The sequence below is a fragment of the Kitasatospora sp. NBC_00240 genome (assembly GCF_026342405.1).
Taxonomy (GTDB): domain Bacteria; phylum Actinomycetota; class Actinomycetes; order Streptomycetales; family Streptomycetaceae; genus Kitasatospora.
Window position 1 is genome coordinate 233036 of the sequence record NZ_JAPEMU010000001.1, and the last position, 23555, is coordinate 256590.

Annotated in this window: 7 protein-coding genes; all 7 read right to left on the bottom strand. The window is 74.2% G+C overall.

Annotation, left to right across the window (positions count from 1 at the left end):
* Position 1: 1 nt before the first annotated feature.
* Complete coding sequence (locus OG689_RS01060) at positions 2 to 13348, bottom strand: non-ribosomal peptide synthetase (protein WP_266316716.1); 13347 nt, start codon at positions 13346 to 13348, stop codon at positions 2 to 4.
* A gap of 336 nt (positions 13349 to 13684) precedes the next feature.
* A complete protein-coding gene (locus OG689_RS01065; protein WP_266316717.1) occupies positions 13685 to 14677 on the bottom strand; it encodes a TauD/TfdA family dioxygenase in 993 nt (330 codons plus the stop codon).
* A 7-nt stretch (positions 14678 to 14684) separates the two neighbouring features.
* Positions 14685 to 14897, bottom strand: coding sequence for an MbtH family protein (locus OG689_RS01070; protein ID WP_266316719.1), 213 nt, complete (start codon positions 14895 to 14897; stop codon positions 14685 to 14687).
* A gap of 125 nt (positions 14898 to 15022) precedes the next feature.
* Positions 15023 to 16204, bottom strand: a complete 1182-nt coding sequence (locus OG689_RS01075; protein ID WP_266316721.1) for a cytochrome P450 — start codon at positions 16202 to 16204, stop codon at positions 15023 to 15025.
* The gene (locus OG689_RS01080) at positions 16180 to 17070 is read right to left on the bottom strand and encodes a thioesterase domain-containing protein (protein ID WP_266316723.1); all 891 of its coding nucleotides are present in this window, start codon (positions 17068 to 17070) and stop codon (positions 16180 to 16182) included. The genes OG689_RS01075 and OG689_RS01080 overlap by 25 nt, the downstream gene beginning before the upstream one ends.
* Complete coding sequence (locus tag OG689_RS01085) at positions 17067 to 18908, bottom strand: non-ribosomal peptide synthetase (RefSeq protein WP_266316725.1); 1842 nt, start codon at positions 18906 to 18908, stop codon at positions 17067 to 17069. The genes OG689_RS01080 and OG689_RS01085 overlap by 4 nt, the downstream gene beginning before the upstream one ends.
* An 89-nt stretch (positions 18909 to 18997) precedes the next feature.
* Complete coding sequence (locus OG689_RS01090) at positions 18998 to 23452, bottom strand: amino acid adenylation domain-containing protein (protein WP_266316727.1); 4455 nt, start codon at positions 23450 to 23452, stop codon at positions 18998 to 19000.
* Between the last annotated feature and the right edge of the window lie 103 nt (positions 23453 to 23555).

Below are 23555 nucleotides of genomic sequence, written 5' to 3' on the forward strand. Positions count from 1 at the left end.
TCTACTCCCCAAGCTTCTCGGCCGGCAACTTCTCGGCCAGCACGGAACCGATCCGTGCGATCGGACCCGGCTGCGTCATCGCGCCGTGTTCACAGGCAAGTCGGTGCTGTTCGATCCGGCCGCCCACGTACGGCCGCCAGGCCTCCCCGTACGGCCAGTCGGCGGGCTTGTCGAGGGTGGCGCCGAAGAACACCGCGTCCCCCTCGAAGTGCCCGGGGACGTGTTCGCGCATCAACTTCTCGTTGCCGGCGAGGACGTCCGGCAGGACGCGGGCGGCCTCACCGAGCATGGCCTCCAGGTCGCCGAGGCCGCGCGGGTCGGCCGGGTCGTACCCGAGCGAGACCAGCAGTTCGGCCAGGGTGTCGGCCGGCTCCCCGACCGGTGCTGCGGAGGGCTCCTCCGGTCGGGCCGGTGCCCCGTCCAGCAGGGCCAGCAGGGCCACCTGCTCGCCCTCCTCCTGCAGCCGGACCGCCACCGCGTGCGCCACCACGGCCCCGAAGGACCAGCCCAACAGGTGGTAGGGGCCGACGGGTTGGACGGACCGAAGCTGCCCGAGGTAGTCCTCCGCGATCTCCGCCACGCTCGCCGGCGCGGCCCCGCGCAGACCGCGGGCCTGCAGGCCGTAGACCGGGTGTTCGGCGTCCAGGTGGCGGAGCAGACCGGAGTACACCCAGCTGATCCCCGCCGCCGGATGGACGCAGAACAGCGGTGGCCGACTGCCCCCGGAGCGCAGCGGCAGCAGGACGTCGAGCGCGTCCGGGGCCTCGCCGGTGGTCAGCCGGGCGGCCAGCCCGGCCACCGTCGGGGCCTCGAACACGGCCCGCATCCCGAGGTCGGCGCCGAGCGCCGTCCGGACCCGGCTGAGCAGCTTGGTCGCCAGCAGCGAATGGCCGCCCAGCTCGAAGAAGTCGTCGTCGATCCCGACCGGACGCGCCCCTGCCGCAGGCTCGTCGAGGCCGAGCACCTCCGCGAACAGGTCGCGCAGGATCCGCTCCTGCGGGGTGCGCGGACCGCGCCCCGGCCTGGGTGCCGCCTGCTCGGGCACCGGCAGCGCCCGGTGGTCGACCTTGCCGTTGGCGTTCAGCGGCAGCGCGTCCAGCAGCAGCACGGCCGAGGGCACCATGTACCCGGGCAGCCGGTGCGCCGCCCAGCGGGTCAGCTCCTCCTCCAGCGGGCCGGCGTCCGCCGGAGTCGTGCAGTAGGCGACCAGGCGCCGGTCGCCGGGCCGGTCCTCCCGGGCGACGACCAGGGCCTGCCGGACGTCCGGGTGCCGGGCGAGCACCGCCTCGACCTCGCCGAGTTCGATCCGGAAGCCGCGGATCTTCACCTGGTCGTCGGCCCGGCCCAGGTAGTCCAGCACCCCGCCGGAGCGCCACCTGACCAGGTCGCCCGTCCGGTACATCCGCTCGCCCGGGGCGAACGGGCAGGCCACGAAACGCTCGGCGGTCAGCGCCGCCCGCTTCCAGTACCCGCGGGCCAGGCCGGCGCCGGCGATGTACAGCTCCCCCGGCACTCCGGGCGGCACCGGCTGCAGGTGCTCGTCCAGGACGTGGACCCGGGTGTTGTCCAGCGGGGTGCCGATCGGCACCGGGCCGGTGATCGGTGCCTCCCCTTCGAGGGTGTGGCAGGTCGCGGCCGTGGTGATCTCGGTGGGCCCGTAGAGGTTCAGCAGGGTGACACCGGGTGCTGCCTCGGCGACCCGCCGCACCATCGCCGCCGAGGCGGTGTCGCCGCCGGTGCCGACCGTCCGCAGTCCGGTCAGCGCCGCCGGGTCCTCCTCGGCCACCACGTCGAACAGTCCCTTGGTCAGGAACAGCGTGGTGACGGCGTGCCGCGCGATCACCTCCCGCAGCACGGACGGCGAGAGGTCACGCGGCGGGGCGACGACCACGGTACCGCCGGCGAGCAGGGGTACCCAGAGCTCGTAGGTGGCAGCGTCGAAGGCGTGCGGCGAATGCAACAGCATCCGGTCCGGCGACCCGGCGGCCCGGAAGCGGCGGTCGGCGGCGAGGTCGACCACGTCACGGTGCCGGACGGCCACGCCCTTGGGCACCCCGGTCGAGCCCGAGGTGAACATCACGTACGCCAACTGGTCCGGGTGCACCACCACCGACGGATCGGTGTCGATGTCCGGCAGTTCGTCCCCCGGCCGGAGCACGGCCGCCGCGTGCGCGAAGCCCAGCTCGGTACGGTCGGTCAGCAGCACCCGGGCGCCCGTGTCCGCCAGCACCCCCGCCATCCGCTCCGGCGGCAGACTCGCGTGCATCGGCACGTAGAAACCGCCCGCCTTCAGCACCGCCAACGTGGCGACCACCACCTCCCAGGACCGCTCCAGCAACATCGCCACCGGCGACTCCGCAGTGATCCCCAGACCGATCAGACGATGCGCCAACCGGTTCGCCCGCGCGTTCAACTCCCGGTAGGAGAGCTCAACCCCGTCCGCCACCAACGCCACCGCATCCGGCGACCGCGCCACCCGCACCGCGAACAACTCCGGCAACGAACCCGCCACCACCGGCACCGCCGTGTCGTTCCACCCCTCCAGCACCAACACCCGCTCGTCCGACCCCAACAACTCCACCCGACCCACCGACACCGAAGGATCAGCCGCCACCGCCGCCAGCAACCGCCCCAACCGCTCCGCCATCGAAACCACCGTCGACCGGTCGAACAGGTCGACCGCGTAGTCGATGGCGCACTCCAGGCCCGCCGGGTTCCCGTCCTGGTCGAAGGACTCCCCCATGCCGATGTTCAGGTCGAACTTGGCGGCGCTCGCCCCGACCGGCTCGGCCGTGGCCCGCAGGCCGGCCAGGTCGAGCGGGGTGTCGCCGGCGCCCTCCAGCACCAGCATCACCTGGAAGAGCGGGTGCCGGGCCATTGAGCGGACCGGGTTCAGCTCCTCCACCACCCGCTCGAACGGCACGTCCTGATGGGCGTAGGCCGCCAGGTCCACCTCCCGGACGCGGGCCAGCAGTTCGGCGAAACTCGGATCCCCGGAGGTGTCCGTCCGCAGCACCAGCGTGTTGACGAAGAACCCCACCAAGTCGTCCAGCGCCTCGTCGGAGCGACCCGCCACCACCGACCCGATCGGCACATCCGTGCCGGCGCCGAGCCGGGACAGCAGGGCCGCCAGGCCGGCCTGCAGCACCATGAACAGCGTCACCCGGTGCGCCCGCGCCACCTCCAGCAACTCCCGATGCAACTCCGCCCCCAGCGGCAGCACCACCCGGTCACCGACGTGGTCGGTCACCGCCTGCCGGGGCCGGTCCGTGGGGAGCGCCAGCTCCGCCGGGAGATCCGCCAGGGCCCCCCGCCAGTGGGACAGTTGGCGTGAGAGCACGCTCGCGGGGTCGTCCTCGGCGCCCAGCAGCTCGCGCTGCCAGAGCGCGTAGTCCGCGTACTGCATCGCCAGCGGCTGCCAGGCCGGATTCTCTCCGGCCGTCCGCGCCGTGTAGGCCTCGGCCAGGTCGCGCATCAGCGGGCCCATCGACCAGCCGTCGCTGGCGATGTGGTGCAGCACCAGCACCAACAGGTGCTCGTCCGAAGCGACTTGGAACACCGCCGCGCGCATCGGCAGGTCCGTGGCCAGGTCGAAGGGCCGGTCGGCAAACTCCTCCGCCACCGCCCCCGGACCAGAGGTCCGGCAGTCGACGGCCTCCAGCACCGGACGGGCGGCCTCGGCCGGCAGCACCAGCTGGCAGGGCTCGCCGTCCGCCTCCACCACCACCGTCCGCAGACTCTCGTGCCGCTCCACCACATCGGCCAGCGCCGCCTCCAACGCCGCCAGGTCCAAGCTGCCGTGCAGCCGCAGCGCCAGTGGCACGTTGTAGAGCGGGCCCGGCCCTTCCATCCGGTCGATCAGCCAGAGGCGCTGCTGCGCGAAGGACAGCGGTACGGCCTCGGGGCGGGTCCGGGCTGCGGGGGCGGTGCGCGGCCCCGCGGTCGTGTCCAGTTGCCGGGCGAGGCCGGCGACCGTCGGGTGCTCGAACACCGCCCGGATGCCCAGCTCCGCGCCCAGCACCGCACGCACCCGGCTGAGCAGCTTGGTCGCCAGCAGGGAGTGACCGCCCAGGTCGAAGAACCCGTCGTCGATCCCCACCGACGTCAGCCCCAGCACCTCAGCGAACAGCCCGCAGAGGATCTCCTCCCGCGGCGTCCGCGCCACCCGGCCGGTGGAGAAGGCCGTGTAGTCCGGCTCCGGCAGGGCCCGGTGGTCCACCTTGCCGCTGGCGTTCAGTGGCAGCGCGTCCAGCAGCACCACCGCCGAGGGCACCATGTACGCAGGCAGCGCATCGGCCGCGAAACGGCGCAACTCCGGGGCCAGGGCGGGGCCCGCGGCCGTCACCGCGCAGTACGCGACCAGCCGGCGGTCCCCGGCCCGGTCCTCCCTGGCGGTCACCGTGACCTGCCGGACCTCGGGGTGCCGGGCGAGTACCGCCTCCACCTCCCCGAGTTCGATCCGGAACCCGCGGATCTTCACCTGGTCGTCGGTGCGGCCCAGGTACTCGACCTGGCCGTCCGCGCGCCACCGGGCCAGGTCACCCGTCCGGTACATCCGCTCACCCGCGGCGAACGGGCAGGCCACGAACCGCTCCGCCGTCAACGCCGTCCGGTTCAGGTACCCGCGCCCGAGTCCGGCACCGGCCAGGTACAGCTCCCCCGCCACCCCCGGCGGCACCGGGCTGAGCCGATCGTCCAGCACATACACCCGGGAGTTCGCCACCGGTGCACCGATCGACGGCCGCTCACCGTCGCCCAGTCGGGCGTGCAGCGCGTCCACCGTGCACTCGGTCGGCCCGTACAGGTTGTGGCCGGCGGTGGTCGGCGCCGCCCGGAGCTCGTCCCAGAGGGCGGGCCGGACGGCCTCACCGCCGAGCGCCAGCACGGCCGGCGGTCGGGCCGCCAGCAGGCCCTCCTCGATCAGCTGCTCGGCATAGGTCGGGGTGACCTCCAGGGCATCGATCCGGGCGTCCCGGCTGTACCGGACGAGGGCCGCGGCGTCGCGGCGCACCTCGTCGCCGATCAGGTGGAGCTGGTGGCCGGCCACCATCCAGAGCAGCCCGTCCCAGGAGGCGTCGAAGCACAGCGAGGCGGTCAGCGCGGCCCGGAACCTGCGACCGGGGTGGGCGAGTTCGGCGGCGCCGATGGTCTCGGCGCGGTGGAAGGCGAGCAGGTTGGCCAGGTTGCCGTGGTCGATCACCACGCCCTTGGGCCGGCCGGTCGAACCGGAGGTGTAGATCACGTATGCGGCGTTCCCCGCCCCGGCCCGCGGGCCCGGATTCTCCCCCAGGTACCGCTGCCAGGCCGAATCGTCGATCCGGACGCCCCGCACCCCCGCCAGGTCCGAGGACCACGCCCGGTGCGTCAGCGCCAATGTCGGCCGCGCGTCACCGAGCATGGCGGCGATCCGCTCCGCCGGGTACTCCGCGTCCAGCGGCAGGTACGCCGCACCCGCCTTCAGCACCCCGAGGATGCCGACGACCACGTCCGCCGAGCGGGCCAGCGCCAGCGCCACCACGTCCTCCGGGCCGACCCCTTCGTCCACCAGACCCCGCGCCACCCGGTTCGCCCGGGCGTTCAACTCCGCGTAGCTCAGCCGGACTTCGCCGCAGACCAGCGCCACCTCGTCCGGGGTCCGGGCCGCCTGCGCCTCGAACACCTCCGGTACCAGAGCCGGGGGGACGGGGAGCTCGGTGGCGTTCCAGTCGGTGAGGATCCGGCCGCGCTCCGCCTCGTCCAGCAGCTCGATCCGCCCGACCGGGACCGACGGGTCGGCGGCGACGGCCGCCAGCAGCCGGCCCAGCCGCTCGGCGACGGACTCGACCGTCGAGCGGTCGAAGAGGTCGACCGCGTAGTCGATCGCGCAGTCCAGCCCGGCCGGCCGTCCGTCGGGGGTGAAACTCTCCTCCAGGATCACGTTCAGGTCGAACTTGGCGGCCCGCATCCCGATCGGCTCGGCCGCGACCTGCAGACCGGTCAGGCCGAGCTCCGAGGACTCGTTGTTCTGCAGGATCAGCATCACCTGGAAGAGCGGGTGCCGGGCCAGCGAACGGACCGGGTTCAGCTCCTCCACCACCCGCTCGAACGGCACGTCCTGATGGGCGTAGGCCGCCAGGTCCACCTCCCGTACCCGGGCCAGCAGTTCGGTGAAGCTCGGATCCCCGGAGGTGTCCGTCCGCAGCACCAGCGTGTTGACGAAGAACCCCACCAACTCGTCCAGCGCCTCGTCCGAACGCCCGGCCACCACCGACCCGATCGGCACATCCGTGCCGGCGCCGAGCCGGGACAGCAGGGCCGCCAGGCCGGCCCGCAGCACCATGAACAGCGTCACCCGGTGCGCCCGCGCCACCTCCAGCAACTCCCGGTGCACCTCCGCCCCCAGCGGCAGCACCACCCGGTCACCGACGTGGTCGGTCACCGCCTGCCGGGGCCGGTCGGTCGGCAGCTCCAGCTCCTCCGGCAGCCCGGTGAGGGTCTCGCGCCAGAACGCGATCTGCCGCTCCAGCAGGGTGCCGGTCCCGTCCTCGGCTCCCAACAGGTCACGCTGCCAGAGCGCGTAGTCCGCGTACTGCACCGGCAACGGCGTCCAGCTGGGCCGCTCACCCGCCGCACGGACCGTGTACGCCTCGGCCAGGTCCCGCATCAGCGGGCCCATCGACCAGCCGTCACTGGCGATGTGGTGCAGCACCAGCACCAGCAGGTGCTCGTCCGGGCCCACCTCCAGCACCGCGGCGCGGACCGGCAGGTCGGCCGCGAGGTCGAACGGGCGCCAGGCGTACTCGGCCAGGGCGTCCTCAGCGCCACCGGTGCGGCAGTCCACCGTCTCCAGCGCCGGGCGGGCGGCCTCGGCCGGCAGCACCAGCTGGCAGGGCTCGCCGTCCGCCTCCACCACCACCGTCCGCAGACTCTCGTGCCGCTCCACCACATCCGCCAGCGCCGCCTCCAACGCCGCCAGGTCCAAGCTGCCGTGCAGCCGCAGCGCCACCGGCACGTTGTAGAGCGGGCCCGGCCCTTCCATCCGGTCGATCAGCCAGAGGCGCTGCTGCGCGAAGGACAGCGGCACCACCTCGGGGCGGCGCGCCGGGACCAGGCCCGGCCGGGCGCTCCCACCGCTGTCCAGCTGCCGGGCGAGGCCGGCCACCGTCGGGTGCTCGAACACCGCCCGGATGCCCAGCTCCACGCCCAGCACCGCACGCACCCGGCTGAGCAGCTTCGTCGCCAGCAGCGAATGACCACCCAGGTCGAAGAACCCGTCGTCGACACCCACCGACGCCAGCCCCAGCACCTCAGCGAACAGCCCGCAGAGAATCTCCTCCCGCGGCGTCCGCGCCGCCCGCCCGACCGGGGCCGCCGGGTACTCAGGTGCGGGCAGGGCGGTGCGGTCGAGCTTTCCGTTGACGGTCAGCGGCAGGGCGTCCAGCAGCACCACCGCCGAGGGCACCATGTACGCGGGCAGCGAGGCTCCGGCGAAGGCCCGCAACTCGGCTGCCTCCGCACCAGGTTCGGCGACCACGTACGCCACCAGCCGGCTCCCGCCCGGGGCGTCCGTCCTGGCGACGGCCGCAGCCTGCAGCACCAGCGGGTGCGCACCCAGCGCGGCTTCGACCTCGCCGAGCTCGATCCGGAAGCCGCGGATCTTCACCTGCTGGTCGGTGCGGCCCAGGTACTCGACCTGGCCGTCCGCCCGCCACCGGGCCAGGTCACCCGTCCGGTACATCCGCTCACCCGGCGCGAAGGGGCAGGCCACGAATCGCTCCGCCGTCAACGCCTCCCGGTTGAGGTACCCGCGCCCCAGACCCGCCCCCGCCAGGTACAGCTCCCCCGCCACGCCTGGCGGCACCGGGCTCAACCCCGCGTCCAGCACGTACACCCGGGTGTTGGTCACCGGAGCACCGATCAACGGCCGCTCACCGTCCGCCAGTCGGGCGTAGAGGGCGTCCACCGTGCACTCGGTCGGCCCGTAGATGTTGTACGCGAGGGTGCCGTCCGTGGCGCGCAGGGTGTTCCACAGGGTCTGCCCGACCGCCTCCCCGCCGAGCATCAGCAGGGCCGGCCGGCGGCCCGCCAGCAGGCCCTCCTCGATCAGCTGCTCGGCGTAGGTGGGGGTGAGGTCCAGGACGTCGATCTCCGCCTGGGCGACGTAGCGCGACACCGCCGTGGCGTCCCGGCGGACGTCCTCGCCGAGCAGGTGCAGCTCATGGCCGGAGGCCAGCCAGAGGAACCCCTCCAGCGAGGTGTCGAAGGAGAGCGAGGCGGTCAACGCCACCCGGAACCGCCGGCCCTCGTGGGCGCGTTCGGTGGCCGCCACGGTTTCGGCCCGGTGGAAGGCGAGCAGGTTGGCCAGGTTGCCGTGGTCGATCACCACGCCCTTGGGCCGGCCGGTCGAACCGGAGGTGTAGATCACGTACGCGGCGTTCCCGGCCCCGGCCCGCGGGCCCAGGTTCTCCCCGGAGAGCTCCTGCCAGGCCGGCTCGTCGATCCGGACGCCCCGCACCCCCGCCAGGTCCGAGGACCAGGCCCGGTGCGTCAGCGCCAGCACCGGCCGCGCGTCGCCGAGCATGTGGGCGATCCGCTCCGCCGGGTACTCCGCGTCCAGCGGCAGGTACGCCGCACCGGCCTTCAGCACCGCGAGCAGCCCGGTCACCGCGTCGGCGGAGCGTGTCAGCGCCAGGGCCACCACGTCCTCCGGGCCGACGCCCTGGTCCACCAGGCCGCGCGCCACCCGGTTCGCCCGGGCGTTCAACTCCGCGTAGGTCAGCTGTACTTCCCCGCAGACCAGGGCCGCCTCGTCCGGTGTCCGGGCCGCCTGCGCCTCGAACACCTCGGTGTACGTCGACGGCGCCTGGGCGACGGTGGTCGCGTTCCGGCCCGCGAGGGCACGCCGGTCGTGGGCCGAGAGGACGTCGATCGCCCCGACCGGGCCCGCCGGGGCCTCGGCCACCTCCGCCAGCAGCCGGAGCAACCCGGCCGCCAGCCGCTCCGCGGTCTCCCGGTCGAACAGGTCGGTGGCGTACTCGAAGGCACCCCCGAGCCCGGCCGGGGTCCCGTCCGCCCGGCGGCGCTCGACCAGGTTCAGCGTCAGGTCGAAGGTGGCACTGCCCGCCCCGACGGGCTCGGACTCCGCCTTGACGCCGGGGAATTCCAGGTTCGCCTCCGCCGTGTTGTTGAAGGCCAGCATCACCTGGAAGAGCGGGTGCCGGGCCAGCGAACGGACCGGGTTCAGCTCCTCCACCAGCCGCTCGAACGGCACGTCCTGGTGCGCGTACGCCGCCAGGTTGGTGGCCCGGACCCGGTGCAGCACCTCCTCGAAGCTCGGCCGGCCGCCGAGGTCCACCCGCAGCACCAGGGTGTTGGCGAAGAACCCGACGAGCTCGTCCAAGGCCTCGTCCATCCGGCCGGCCACCGGTGCCCCGATCGGAATGTCCTCCCCGGCGCCGAACCGGTGCAGCAGCGTCGCGAGGGCCGCCTGGAGCAGCATGAAGAGCGTGACGCCGTTGGCGGCGGCCAGCTCCACCAACCGTCGGTGCAGGCCGAGTTCCAGCTCGACCGGCACCACGTCGCCGCGGTGGCCGGCGACCGGCGGGCGCGGACGGTCCAGCGGCAGCGGCAGCTCCTCCGGCAGTCCGGCCAGCGCGTCCTTCCAGAAGGCCAGTTGGCCGGCCAGCAGACTGCCGCCGTCCTGCTCGGAGCCGAGCAGCTCCTGCTGCCACAGGGTGTAGTCGGCGTACTGGACGGGCAGCGGCCGCCAGCCGGGGGCGGCGCCGCCGCATCGGGCCCGGTAGGCGCGGGCGAGGTCCTGGAACAGCGGGTCCATCGACCAGCCGTCGCTGGCGATGTGGTGCATGACCAGCAGCAGCACGTGCTCGTCCGGGCCTTCCGGCCGAAGGTACGCGTGCAGTGGCAGGTCGGTGGCCAGGTCGAAGGTGTGGCCGGCCAGCTCGTCGAGAGGGTCGCCGGTGACGGTGAGCAGCGGGCCGACCGGGCCGGGGAGGATCTCCTGCCCGGGCACACCGTCGATCGCGCGGAAGACCGTGCGCAGGGACTCGTGGCGGTCCACCACGTCCGCGAGGGCCTGGGCCAGTGCGGCCCGGTCGAGCGGGCCGCGCAGCCGCAGGGCGAGCGTGACGTTGTAGGTGGGGCTCGGGCCCTCGACCTGTCCGATGAACCAGAGGCGCTGCTGGGCGAAGGACGGCGGCAGGTGCGCCGGGCGGGGCCGGGGGCGCAGGGCGGGCCGGGTCGCGGTGCCGGAGAGCCGCTCGCCGAGGCCGGCCACGGTCGGGGCCTGGAACAGGTCGGCGATACCCAGCTCCACCCCGAGGGCGGTGCGGGCCCGGCTGACCAGGCGGGTGGCCAGCAGGGAGTGCCCGCCGAGGTCGAAGAAGTCCTCGTCGATGGTCACCTCGTCGAGGCCGAGCACCTCGGCGAACAGGCCGCAGAGGATCTCCTCGCGCGGGTCGCGCGGTGCCCGGCCACCGTCCGGCCGGCCCTGGTCGGGGGCGGGCAGGGCCCGGCGGTCGACCTTGCCGTTGGCGTTCAGCGGCAGGGCGTCCAGCACCACCACGGCGGCGGGGACCATGTAGGCGGGCAGTGCGTCGGCCGCGAGCCTCCGCAACTCGGCTGCCAGCTCGGCCGGTTCGCCGGTTGCGGCGCAGTAGGCGACCAGCCTGGTGTCACCGGGCCGGTCCTCGCGGGCGATCACGATCACCTGGCGGACGGCCGGGTGGCGGCTGAGCACCGCCTCGATCTCGGTCAGCTCGATCCGGAAGCCGCGCAGCTTGACCTGGGCGTCCGCCCGGCCCTGGAACTCCAGCGCGCCGCCGTCCCGTTGGCGGACCAGGTCGCCTGTCCGGTACATCCGGCCGCCGGGCACGAAGGGGCAGGCCACGAACCGCTCGGCGGTCAGCGCGGGCCGGTTCCAGTACCCGCGGGCCAGGCCGGCGCCGGCGATGTACAGCTCCCCCGCGACCCCCGGCGGCACCGGCCGCAGATTCCCGTCCAGGACGTAGCTGCGCATGTTGTCGAGCGGGGTGCCGATCGGCACCCGGACTGCGGCCGGTTCGGTCGCGGACAGGGCCTGGTAGGTGGCGAAGGTGGTCGCCTCGGTCGGTCCGTAGACGTGGGCGAGCAGCAGGTCGGGGCAGGCGTCCAGGACTCGGCGCATCAGCGCGCCGGAGGCGGCCTCGCCGCCGGTGGAGACCGTCCGCAGGCCGGCGAAGGCCTCCGGGTCCTCCTCGGCCACCAGGTCGAACAGGGCCTTGGTGATGAACAGGGCCGTCACCCGGTGGCGGGCCACGACCGACCGCAGTCCCGGCGCGTCCAGACCGCCGGGCGGGGCGACGACCACGGTACCGCCGGCGAGCAGGGGCACCCAGAGCTCGTAGGTGGCAGCGTCGAAGGCGTGCGGCGAGTGCAGCAGGATGCGGTCGTGCGCGCCGCCCCGCCAGCGGCGGTCGGCGGCGAGGTCGACCACGTCGCGGTGCCGGACGGCCACGCCCTTGGGCACCCCGGTCGAGCCCGAGGTGAACATCACGTACGCCAACTGGTCCGGGTGCACCACCACCGACGGATCGGTGTCGATGTCCGGCAGGTCGTCCCCCGGCCGGAGCACGGCCGCCGCGTGCGCGAAGCCCAGCTCGGTACGGTCGGTCAGCAGCACCCGGGCGCCCGTGTCCGCCAGCACCCCCGCCATCCGCTCCGGCGGCAGACTCGCGTGCATCGGCACGTAGAAACCACCCGCCTTCAGCACCGCCAACGTGGCGACCACCACCTCCCAGGACCGCTCCAGCAACATCGCCACCGGCGACTCCGCAGTGATCCCCAGACCGATCAGACGATGCGCCAACCGGTTCGCCCGCGCGTTCAACTCCCGGTAGGAGAGCTCAACCCCGTCCGCCACCAACGCCACCGCATCCGGCGACCGCGCCACCCGCACCGCGAACAACTCCGGCAACGAACCCGCCACCACCGGCACCGCCGTGTCGTTCCACCCCTCCAGCACCAACACCCGCTCGTCCGACCCCAACAACTCCACCCGACCCACCGACACCGAAGGATCAGCCGCCACCGCCGCCAGCAACCGCCCCAACCGCTCCGCCATCGAAACCACCGTCGACCGGTCGAACAGGTCGGCCGCGTACTCGACCGAGCCGGTGATGCCGGCGGGGGCACCGTCCGGACCGAAGGTCTCCTCCATGCCGATGTTCAGGTCGAACTTCGCGACCCGCATGCCGATCGGCTCCGGCGAGACCTCCAGGCCGGGCAGGCCCAACCGGGCCGGTTCGTTGTTCTGCAGCACCAGCAGCACCTGGAAGAGCGGGTGCCGGGCCAGCGAGCGGACCGGGTTCAGCTCCTCCACCAGCCGCTCGAACGGCACGTCCTGGTGGGCGTGCGCGTCCAGCTGGGTCTCCCGGACGCGGGCCAGCAGCTCGACGAAGTCCGGGTCGCCCGAAGTGTCCGTGCGCAGCACCAGCGTGTTGACGAAGAACCCCACCAAGTCGTCCAGCGCCTCGTCGGGCCGGCCCGCGACGCCCGAGCCGATCGGCACGTCGGTGCCGGCGCCTAGCCGGGACAGCAGAGCGGCCAACCCGGCCTGCAGGACCATGAAGAGGGTCGCGCGGTGGGCACGGGCCAGCTCCAGCAGAGCGGCGTGCAGGCCGGCGTCGAGGCGGAACTCAAGTCCGTCGGCGGCGCCGCTCGACACGGCCGGCCTCGGCCGGTCGGCGGGCAGGTCGAGTTCCTCCGGCAGGCCGGCCAAGGCTTCGCGCCAGTGCGCCAGTTGGCGTGAGAGCAGGCTCTCGGGGTCGTCCTCGGCGCCCAGCAGCTCGCGCTGCCAGAGCGCGTAGTCCGCGTACTGCACCGGCAGCGGCTCCCAGCCGGGCCGGTCGCCCGCGTGCCGCGCCGTGTAGGCGGCGGCGAGGTCACGCAGGAAGGGGCCGAGCGACCAGCCGTCCCCGGCGATGTGGTGCAGCACCACCAGCAGTACGTGCTCCCCCGGAGCGAGGGTGAACACCGTGACCCGGATGGGCAGTTCGGCTGCCAGGTCGAAGGTGGTGGCCGCCGCGGCGTCCCGCCGGGCCGGGTAGTCGGCCGGACCGCACTCGACCACCTCGAAGCCGAACTCCGCCTCGGCGGCGGGGAGCACCTGCTGCACGGGGCCACCGCCGACGACCGGGAACACCGTCCGCAGCGTCTCGTGCCGCTCCACCACGTCCGCCAGCGCGGCCCGCAGGGCGGGGACGTCCAGCTCGCCGCGCAGCCGTACGGCGAACGGCAGGTTGTACAGCGGGCTCGGGCCCTCGATCTGGTCGATCAGCCACAGCCGCTGCTGCGCAAACGAAACCGGTATCACGGATCTTCCTTCGTCTCAGATCGCGTCTGGGGGCATGGCGGTGCGCGCCGATCAGGGCCGGCGGTGCGGGCCGGTGTCGGGGCGGTGGCGGAGGTCCGCGGCGACGGCCGGGCCCAGCCCGCCCGCGCGCACGCCGGACGTACGGGCGGGCTGCGCGGGCGGGCTTGTGGGGCGGGACGGGGCAGGCGGACCCGCGCCCGACGGGCGGACCGGGCACCGGGCCCGTTGACTCCAGGGCGCCGGCTCCAAAGAATGCCCGCATCAAGTCCGGCTTTCGGCAGCGGACTTCGCGCGGGATGTCAGGTCGCGATACTCACGCGAACCTGAGGGCCGGGCTCAGGCGCCGGCGGCCGGCCGCACGCTCGGCCAGCAGTCCAGGACGTCGAGCGGCTCACCCATCGCGACCGCGATCTTGCGGTCCCCGCCGAACGGGTCGCGGCCGTGCGCGGCCAGCACGTTGTCCACCAGCATCACGTCACCGCGCTGCCAGGTCTCCCGGACGGTCGCGGCCGCGTACGCGGCGTTGAGCGCGGCCACGTCCTTCGCGGTGACCGGCTCGCCGTCGCCGAAGCCGGTGTTGAACGGCAGGCCGGCGGAGCCGAACTCCTCGGTCAGCGCCTCCCGGACGTCCTCCTCCAGCGACCACTCGTTCCAGAACGCGAGGTGGTTGAACCAGACCTCGTCACCGGTCTCCGGGTGGCTGATGGTCCCGGACCGGAGCTGGCGGGTGCGCAGGTTGCCGTCCGGCAGCCACTCCCAGGAGATCAGGTTTTCCCGGCAGTAGGCCTCGACCTCCTCCCGGTCCTCCGTGCCGAAAGCCGTCCGCCAGCCCAGCGAGACGTAGTCGGAGTAGTTGCGGGTGAGCGTCCAGCCGGAGGACTTCATCCGGTCGACCAGATGGGGCGGCAGCTCCTTGAGCACCTGGCGGCAGTCGGCGACCGGGGTCGCGCCGCCCTCGGCGGGGGCGATCAGGCAGGCGAACAGCAGCAACCCGGGGAAGGTGAGGGTGTAGCTGTTCTCGTTGTGCATCCGGATGGACTGCGCGGGGGGCAGGTCGGTGGAGGAGAAGACGCCGTCCCCGAAGTCGCTGCGCGGGGTGGCCTTCTCACGGTAGGGGGTGCGGTTCGGCAGCAGGATGTCGCGGACGGTGGCGATGTCGGCGGTCCCGGCGACCGGCAGGCCGCGCAGGAACACCACGCCGTGCTCGTGCAGGGCGGTCCGCAGCTCGGGGGCGGCCGCGCGGAGCCACTCGCCCGCCTCGGCCATGCCCGCGAGGGCGGGTGCCCGGGTCAGGGCCGGGCGGCCGGGGTTGATCTCCCAGGTGAGCACGGCGCGATCACTTCCCGCCGAGGGAGGCGACCAGGCTGGCCGGGCGGATGTCGGTCCAGTTGGCCTCGATGTAGTCGAGGGCGCCCTGGCGGGTGTCCTCCTCGTGCACCACGGTCCAGCCGGCCGGCACGTCGATCCAGACCGGCCAGAGCGAGTGCTGATTCTCGTCGTTGGCCAGGACCAGGTAGTTGGCGCTGTCGTCCTCGAACGGGTTCGTCATGGTGGTGACCTCCTTGTTGGTGTTGCGAACCTATCGACGGCCGGGCGGCCCGAGCGGCAGTAGGCCAGGCAGGAGAGCGGCAGTTCAACACCCGCTCCGACGGGAGCCGTTCGGATCGTCCCCGGTCAGCGGGCGACCAGCCGGGCGGGGAAGTGGTCCAGTCCGAAGTTGATCAGCGACCGGTTGTACTGCGGCGGCCCGATCGGCTCGATCACCTCGACCCGCTCCAGCGCGGCGGAGAAGAGCGCGCCGAGTTCGGCCTTGGCCAGCGGGGCGCCGATGCAGTAGTGGGCGCCGAGGCCGAGCGCCAGGTGCCGGTTGGGCTTGCGGTCGAGCAGGATCTCGTGCGGCCGCTCGAAGGCCGCCGGGTCGTGGTTGGCCGCCCAGGTCCAGACGACCACCCGGTCGCCCCGGCGGACCTGGTGGCCGCCGAGCTCGATGTCCCGGGTGGCGGTGCGCAGCGTGTGCAGGCCGACCGAGGTCCACCGCAGCAGTTCGTCGACGGCGAGCTCCATGGTGGCTTCGCCGCTCTGCAACTGGCGCCACAGGTGCGGGTGCTGGGCCAGGGTGAGCAGGCCGATCGCGGCCGTGTGGCGAACGGTCTGGACGCCGCCTACGACGATGTTGTCCAGGTTGAGCACCACGTCCTCGACCGGCATCAGCCGGCCGCCGGGCTTGTAGGTGGCCATGACGCTGATCAGGTCCTCGCCGGGGTCGGCCCGGCGCCGCATGACCTGGTGCAGCAGATACGGGATGAGCTGCTGGTGGCCGGCCCGGCGCTCGTCGGCGGTGCGGCCGAGGAAGGCGGCGTCGCAGACCCGCACCACCATGTCGCGGTCCCCCGCGGGCACGTCGAGCAGGTCGCACATCACGGCCAGCGGGAGCGCCGACACGGCGTCCACCAGGTCGGTCTCGCCCTGGGCGACCGCCTTGTCCATGATCTCGCCGGCCAGTTCGGTGATGCTCCGGGCGGCGTTGCGCACTCCGCCGGGTGAGAAGAACGGGTTGGCCGGGGTACGGAGTTGGCGATGCTTGGGCGGGTCGCAGAGGGCCATCATCCGGCCGGCGCCGGCGGGCGTGCGGCCCTCGCCGGTGCCGAGCAGCGAGCCGCCCTCGGAGCTGTAGGCGCCGGCGTTCTTCAGTACCTCGGCGGCCAGGTCGTAGGAGAGCACGGACCAGACCGGCCCGTCCTCGGCGGTCTCGGTGCGCTGGACGGGGTCGTCGGCGCGCAGTTCGTCGATGACGGCGGGCAGTTCCGGGCGGGCCCAGAGTCCGGGGTCACTCAGATCGAGCGTGGTGCTGACCATTGCTGCTCCTTCTGGCGCCGGAGGACCGGCTGGTCGAGGCGGTTCGGGCGGTCGAGACGGTTCGGGCGGTCCAGGTCGTACGGGTGGTCCGGGTCGCTCGGGCCTGCCGGCCGGCTCGGACGCACCGGCTCGCGGGTGATCAGGTGGGTGAGCAGCTCGGCCGGTCCGCGCTGCTCGACGGTCGCCAGCAGGTGCCCGCCGGGGACGACCGTCAGGCCGAACGTCCCGCTGGTGTGCTGGGCCCAGTCGTCCAGCAGGCCGGCGCCGAGCATCGGGTCGGCGGCGCCGACCACGGCGTGCAGGTCGGACTCGATCGGCGGCGCCGGCCGGTACCGGTAGGTGTGCCTGACGTCCAGGTCGGTCTGGATGGAATGCAGCGCGATCTCCCGCAACTCAGGGTCGGCCGCGACGAGTTCGCCCATCCCGGCGAGCCGGAGCAGGTCCTCGGCGTCGCGGTGCTGCGGGCGGCCGCCGATCCAGGCGCTGGGCGGCTGGGCGGACGCGGTCACCAGGATCCGGGGCCGCCGGCCGGGTGGCAGGGCGCGGGCCGTCTCGAAGGCGAGCAGCGCGCCGAGGCTCTGGCCGTAGAAGCCGAACGGGCCGTCCAGGTGGGGGCCGAGCTCCGCCACCACCGTGCGGACCAGCTGGTCGAAGGTGGCGGGCATCGGGTGCCGGCCGCGGCCGCCCCGGGCGGGCATCCGCAGCGCCCAGACCTCGGCGAGCGGGGCCAGCGCGTGCGCCAGCGGGATGTAGGCGGTGGCGTCGCCGCCGGCGTGCGGGAAGCAGAACAGCCGGAAGGGGCGGTGCGGCTGGGGTGCGGGGACGAGCAGCCAGTCGCCCTCGACGCGGGGGCGGCCGGGGGTCATCGGGTGCCGTCGCGGCGGGCGACCAGCGCGGGGCGGGGCGCCGTCCCGGCCAGGGTGGCGCGGCGGACGGCCTCGGTGAAGGCGGCCAGGTCCTCGGCGTCCAGCAGGTGGCGCAGCTGCAGTTCGACGCCGAGCTTGCGGCGCAGCATGTGGACGACCCGCAGCGCGGCGAGCGAGTGGCCACCGAGGTCGAGGAAGCTGTCGTCGGGGCGGACGGTGTCCAGGCCGAGGACGGTGCGCCAGACTCCGGCGACCTGCTCGCCGACACCGTCGGCGCCGGGGGCGGGGGCCGCGGAGGCCGCGGCGGGGGCGTCGGGTTCGGCCGGCGCGGCGGGTACGGGGAGCGCCGCGTGGTCGGTCTTGCCGTTGGGGGTGAGCGGGAAGGCCGGCAGCACGGTCACGGTGGCGGGCACCAGGTGTGCCGGCAGCCGGCCGCGCAGGTCCTCCAGCAGCTCGCCCGGGGTGACCGGGGACGCCGCGGTGACGTAGCCGGCCAGGCGCCGGTCGCCGGGGGCGGCCTCGTACACCTTGACAGCGGCTTCGGCGACGGCCGGGTGGCGGGCCAGCGCGTGTTCGATCTCGCCGAGCTCGATCCGGTAGCCGCGCAGCTTGACCTGTCGGTCGACCCGCCCGGCGTACTCCAGCAGGCCGCCGGGGCCCCGCCGGGCCTGGTCGCCGGTGCGGTACATCCGCTCCCCGGGGGTGAAGGGGCTGGCGACGAAGCGTCCGGCGGTCTGGCCGGGGCGGCGGACGTAGCCGTGGGCGATGCCCGGACCGGTGAGGTAGAGCTCGCCGGTGGCGCCCGGGGCGACGGGCCGGAGGTGCTCGTCCAGCAGGTGGGCCCCGACGCCGGGCAGCGGGGCGCCGATGTGCGGGCCGGGACCGCTGATGCGGGTGGTGGTGGAGTCGACGGTGCACTCGGTGGGGCCGTACAGGTTGAGGGCGTCCAGGCCGGCCGCGTCGATCTCCTTCCAGGTCCGCTCGGGCACCGGCTCGCCGCCCATGAACAGCCGCGGGGTGCGGGCGCCGGCCAGCGGCTCGCGGAGCAGCTCCCAGTGCGAGGGGGTGAGGTCCAGGTCGGTGACGCCGTGCCGGGCGATGACGGCCGCGAGGCGCTCCGGGTCCAGGCGCTCGGCGTCGTCCAGGACGACCAGGGTGTCGCCGCGGCAGACCCGGGCCCACTGCTGGACGGAGGCGTCGAAGGAGACGCTGGCGTTCCAGCCGACCACGGCCGGCTCGGCGCGGTAGGCGCCGCTCCGCTCCAGGCCTGCCAGTAGGGCGGCGACGTTGCCGCGGCAGACCTCGACGCCCTTGGGGGTGCCGGTGGAGCCGGAGGTGTAGATCACGTACGCCGGATCGTGGGGGGTGCCGGGCGCCGGGTCGGTAGGCGTCCCGGCGGCGTCCGGGCGGATGGTGCGCAGGCCGGGCGGCAGGGCCAGGGCGGCGGCGTCCGTGCTGATCAGCAGGGCGAGGGCGGCGTCCTCGGCCATCAGGGCGAGCCGCGGGGCCGGGTAGGCGGGGTCGAGCGGGACGTACGCGGCGCCGGCCCGCCAGACCGCGAGCAGGGCCACCACCAGCTCGGCCGTCCGGGGCAGGTGGACGCCGACCCGGTCGCCGCGGCGGATGCCGTGGGCGCGCAGGGCACCGGCAAGGACGGCGGTGCGGTGGTCGAGTTCGGCGAAGCTGAGGCTGGTGCCGGCGGCCTGTACGGCGGTGCGTGCGGGGGCGGCGGCGGCCGCCCGGAGGAAGCGGGCCACCGGGTCCTGCGCCGGGTCGAGCCGCTGCGGGTCGGCGGCGGAGGGGGCGAGGACCGGGGCGGTGTCCAGGGTGTCGGTCATGCGGGGTACCTCTCGTCTGGTCGGGATACTGGGTGGGTGCCGCGCCCCGGGGCGCGGTGCTGGTCCGAGGCCGTACGGTGGCCGGGCGCTCAGGCCCGGTCGGGCCCGGCGGCCACGGCGGCGGCCAGGTCGGCCAGGGCCGCCGTGTAGGCGTCGACGAACTCGGTGGCCGTCCGGTCGGACACCACCGAGCGCTGGTGGTCGACGGCCAGCAGGACGCGGTCGGACACCGGGTCCTGGATGAGCGAGGCGCCGAAGGCGAAGCTGTTGGGTTCGTGCCGCATGGTCGGCTCGCAGCCGATCCGGGCGTCCACGATCCGGGCGGAGCTGAGCGTGCCGAGGGCGTGGAAGCGCAGGTAGCCGAACTGGCTGTCGAGCCGGGTGTCGGCCATCAGCCGGGCCAGCCGGGCGAACGGCACCCGCCGGTGCGGCATCATCTCCAGCTCCTCCCGGTGCACGGCGCGCACCAGGGCCAGCGGGTCGCCCTCGACCGGCTCGCCGACCAGCGGGACGGTGTTGAGGAAGAGCCCCAGCACCTCGGTGCCGCCGCGCCGCTCCAGCCGGCCGTTCATCGCCAGGCCGGTGGTGACCCGCGAGCGGCCGGTGATCGCCTGCAGCGCCCGCAGGTGGGCGGCGAGCGCGACCGACTTGACCGGGACACCGGCCGCGTCGGCGACCAGCCGCAGCTGGGCGGGCGCCGCCGGGAGCACCCGTTCCAGGGTCCGGGGCACCTCGTGCACCTCGCTGCTGCCGGGCCACAGTTCACCGCTGACGCCGGCGAGCTTGCCTCGCCAGTAGGCGAGCGAGTCCGGGTCGGCGGCGGCCTCCCGTTCGACCGTGACGAAGTCGCGGAAGGCGGAGCGGGGGGCGGGGGTGGGCGGGCTGGCCGGGTCGGCGGCCAGTTCGGCGTGCCGCTCCAGGAGTTCGGTGAGCAGCGAGGTGAAACTCCAGCCGTCCAGGATGGCGTGGTGTTCGGACAAGGTGAGCTGGAAGACCTGGTCGGCCAGGTGCTGCACGGTGATCCGCAGCAGCGGCGGTTCCATCAGGTCGAAGGGGGTGGAGCGGTGCTGTTCGAAGACGGCGCGGACGGCCTCGTCCTGGGCGCCGGTGCCGCGCAGGTCGGCGAACTCGACGGGTGCGGGCAGTTCGCCGTGCACGAGCTGGAGCGGTTCGCGGTAGCCGGAGAGGTCGAGTCCCGTCCGCAACACCGGGTGCCGGGTGAGGACTTCGGCCACCGCCCGGCGGAACGCGGTCTCGTCCAGGGCGGCCGAGATCCGGTAGCTGTTGACGTTGTGGTAGCTGTCGGTGCCGCCGGCGATCTCCATGTGGAAGACCATGCTGAGCTGCATGGAGACCATCGGGTAGGCGTCGGCGAGGCCGGCGGGCAGGTCGGCGCGGTCCTCGGGGTCGAGCAGGGCGAAGGGCTGGTCGGCCGCGGCCGCGGCGGTCACCGGCTGGGCCAGCGGCAGCAGTTCGGCGACCGTGGGGGCGCCGAAGACGTCCCGCAGGGAGACCGTCCAGCCGGCCTCGTGCAGGTGGCCGGCCAGTTGGACGGCCCGGATGGAGTCGCCGCCGAGGTGGAAGAAGTCGTCGTGGACGCCGATCCCGTCGACGCCGAGCACCTGCGACCAGGCGGCGGCGAAGGCCCGTTCGGCGGGGGTGCGCGGCGGTACGTGGCGGCCGCCGGCCGCGGCGGGGGCGCCGGGTTCGGGCAGGGCGGCCCGGTCGACCTTGCCGTTGACGGTCAGCGGCAGGGCGTCCAGGACGGTGACGCTCGCCGGGATCATGTAGTCCGGCAGGGTGCGGGCCAGGAACTCGCGGACCCGTTCGGGCGCCCGGCCGGTCAGGTAGGCGGCGAGACGCTGGTCGTGGACGGTGACCACGCAGGCGTCGACGTCCGGGTGGGCGCCCAACGCGTGCTCGATCTCGCCGAGTTCGATCCGGAAGCCGCGCAGTTTCACCTGGAAGTCGGCGCGGCCGACGTACTCCAGGCCGCCGCCGGGCAGTCGCTTGGCGACGTCCCCGGTGCGGTACATCCGGGCGCCGGGGTCGTTGGCGTACGGGTCGGCGACGAACCGGCCGGCGGTGAGGCCGGGCCGCTGCCAGTACCCGTGGGCGAGGCTGCCGCCGCCGATGTACAGCTCACCGGGCACGCCCTCGGGGCAGGGCCGTAGCCAGTCGTCGAGCACCAGCGCGTCGAGGTGCGGCATCGCCTCGCCGATCAGGCTGCGTTCGAAGCCGCCGGTGGAGCCGGGACCGGCGATGTCGAAGGTGGTGACGTGGACGGTGGTCTCGGTGATCCCGTACAGGTTGCAGATCCGGGCGGGCGGCAGCGGGTCGAGGTCGAGCCAGCGCTGGACGACGGCGGGGTCGAGGGCCTCGCCGCCGAGCATGATCTGCTTCAGCGCGGGCAGCGGCCGGGGGCGGCGGCGCAGGGCCGGTTCCAGCTGGCGCAGTGCGGACGGGGTGAGGCAGAGGTGGGACACGCCCTCCTCGTCGAGCAGTTGGGCGAACTCCTCGGGCGAGCGGCTGGTCAGGTAGGGCACCACGACCAGCCGGGCGCCGTGGTGCAGGGCGCCCCAGATCTCCCAGACGGTCCAGTCGAAGGCGTAGCTGTGGAAGAGCGTCCAGACGTCCTGCGGGCCGAAGCCGAAGTGCTCGACGCCGGCCGCCATCAGGCGGCTGACGTGCTCGTGGGCGATGGCGACGCCCTTGGGGCGGCCGGTGGAGCCGGAGGTGAAGATCACGTAGGCGGTGTCGCCCGGGCGGGCACCGGCTCGCGGGCGGGTGGCGGGCAGCGCGGCGGTGTCCGCGGCCCGGGCGGCGAGGTCGTGGCGCAGCCAGGGCCCGTCCGGCACCCGGTCGGGCAGGTCGGTGAGGACGAGGGTGACGCCGGTGTCGCCGAACACGGTGGCCGCGCGGCCGGCCGGAGCGGCCGGGTCGACGGGGACGTACGCGGCGCCGGCCTTGAGGACGGCGAGGACGCAGACCACGATGTCGGCGGTCCGGTCGAGCAGCAGGCCGACCCGGTCGCCGTGGCGGACGCCGGCGGCGGTCAGTGCGTGGGCGAGGCGGTTGGCCCGCATCTCCAGCTCGGTGTAGGTGAGGGAGCGGGCGCCGTCGGTCAGCGCGACCCGTCCGCCGTGCCGGTCGGCGGCGTCCTCGAACAGCTGGTGCAGGCAGCGGCCGGCCGGGATCCGGGCGGGCCGGCCGGCGCTCGCGGGGGTGCCGAGCTCGCGCAGCGGGCGGTCCGGTCGGTCGAGGGCGGCGGCCAGCAGGTTCTGCCAGTCGGCGGCCATCCGGCGGACCGTCGCCGGGTCGAACAGGTCGGTGCGGTACTCGGCCTCGCCGCGCAGTTCGCCGCTGTCGAAGACCGACCAGGTCAGGTCGAACTTGCTGGTGCCGTTGGAGCGGACGGCCCGTTCGGCGAGGGCCTCGCCGAACCGCAGCGGGGCGGTGTCCTCGGCGTGCGCGCCGAACACCACCTGGACCAGCGGGGCGTGCTGGGCCGAGCGGTCCGGTGCCAGCCGGTCGACCAGTTGGTCGAAGGGGACGTCCAGGTAGGCGTAGCCCTCGAAGGCGACGTCCTGGACGTGCTCCAGCAGCTCGCGGAAGGTCATCGTCCGGGCGAGCCGGACCCGCAGCGGCAGCAGGTTGACGAAGTAGCCGACCAGGTTCTCCAGTTCGGGCCGGTTGCGGGTGGTGACGGGGGTGCCGATCACCATGTCCTCGGCGCCGGTCCAGCGGTGCAGCAGCAACGCGAAGGCGGCCAGCATGACCATGAACGGGGTGACGCCCTCGGCCTCCGCCAGCTGCTTGACCCGGGCGGCGGTGCCCGGCTCCGGCGCGAACGGCTCGGTGGCGCCGCGGTGGCTCCGGTCGGCGGGGCGGGGGCGGTCGCCGGGGAGCTCCAGCAGGCCCGGCGCCCCGTCGAGCTGGAGCTTCCAGTGGGCCAGGTGCTCCTCGAAGGACTGCGCCTGCTCCTCGGCCGCGTAGTCGGCGTACTGGGCGGTGAGCAGCGGGAGTTCGGGGTCGCGGCCGGTCACGGCGGCGGTGTAGAGCTCGGCGAGCTCCCGCTCGAAGACGTCGGCCGACCAGCCGTCCCAGACGATGTGGTGGACGACGACGGCCATGGTGGTCCGCCGCTCCCCGGTGCGGATCACCGACACCCGCAGCAGCGGCCCCTGTTCGAGGTCGAAGGGCGCGGCGGCCTCGGCGGCGATCAGCTCCTCGGTGCGCCGGGCGGTCTCCCGCTCGTCGAGGGCCCGCAGGTCGGTCACCGTGAACGGGACGGCCGGGTCGCGATGGACGTGCTGGCGCGGGCCGTCCTCGTGCAGGGCGAAGGTGGTCCGCAGGGCCTCGTGCCGGGCCACCAGGGCGCTCAGGGCAATCTCCAGATGCGCCAGGTCGAGGGCGCCGGTGAGCTCGAACACCCAGGGGATGTTGTAGGTGGCCGCTCCGGGGTTCCAGCGGTCGAGGAACCACAGGCCCCTCTGCAGCCCCGACACGGGGGCGATCCGGGCCGGCTCTTCGGTGGAGGTCACTGTCCTGCTTCCTTCCTTGGGCGGACCCGGCGGGGGCACGGGCGGGTGATGGGGCTGGGGCCGATGGTGCGGCCGGGGCCGGCAGTGCGGCCGGGGCCGGCGG

Excerpts from the sequence above, each read along its gene's own strand:
- OG689_RS01070 (WP_266316719.1), bottom strand. The coding sequence starts at position 14,897 with ATGACGAACCCGTTCGAGGACGACAGCGCCAACTACCTGGTCCTGGCC.
- OG689_RS01075 (WP_266316721.1), bottom strand. The coding sequence starts at position 16,204 with ATGGTCAGCACCACGCTCGATCTGAGTGACCCCGGACTCTGGGCCCGC.
- OG689_RS01080 (WP_266316723.1), bottom strand. The coding sequence starts at position 17,070 with ATGACCCCCGGCCGCCCCCGCGTCGAGGGCGACTGGCTGCTCGTCCCC.
- OG689_RS01085 (WP_266316725.1), bottom strand. The coding sequence starts at position 18,908 with ATGACCGACACCCTGGACACCGCCCCGGTCCTCGCCCCCTCCGCCGCC.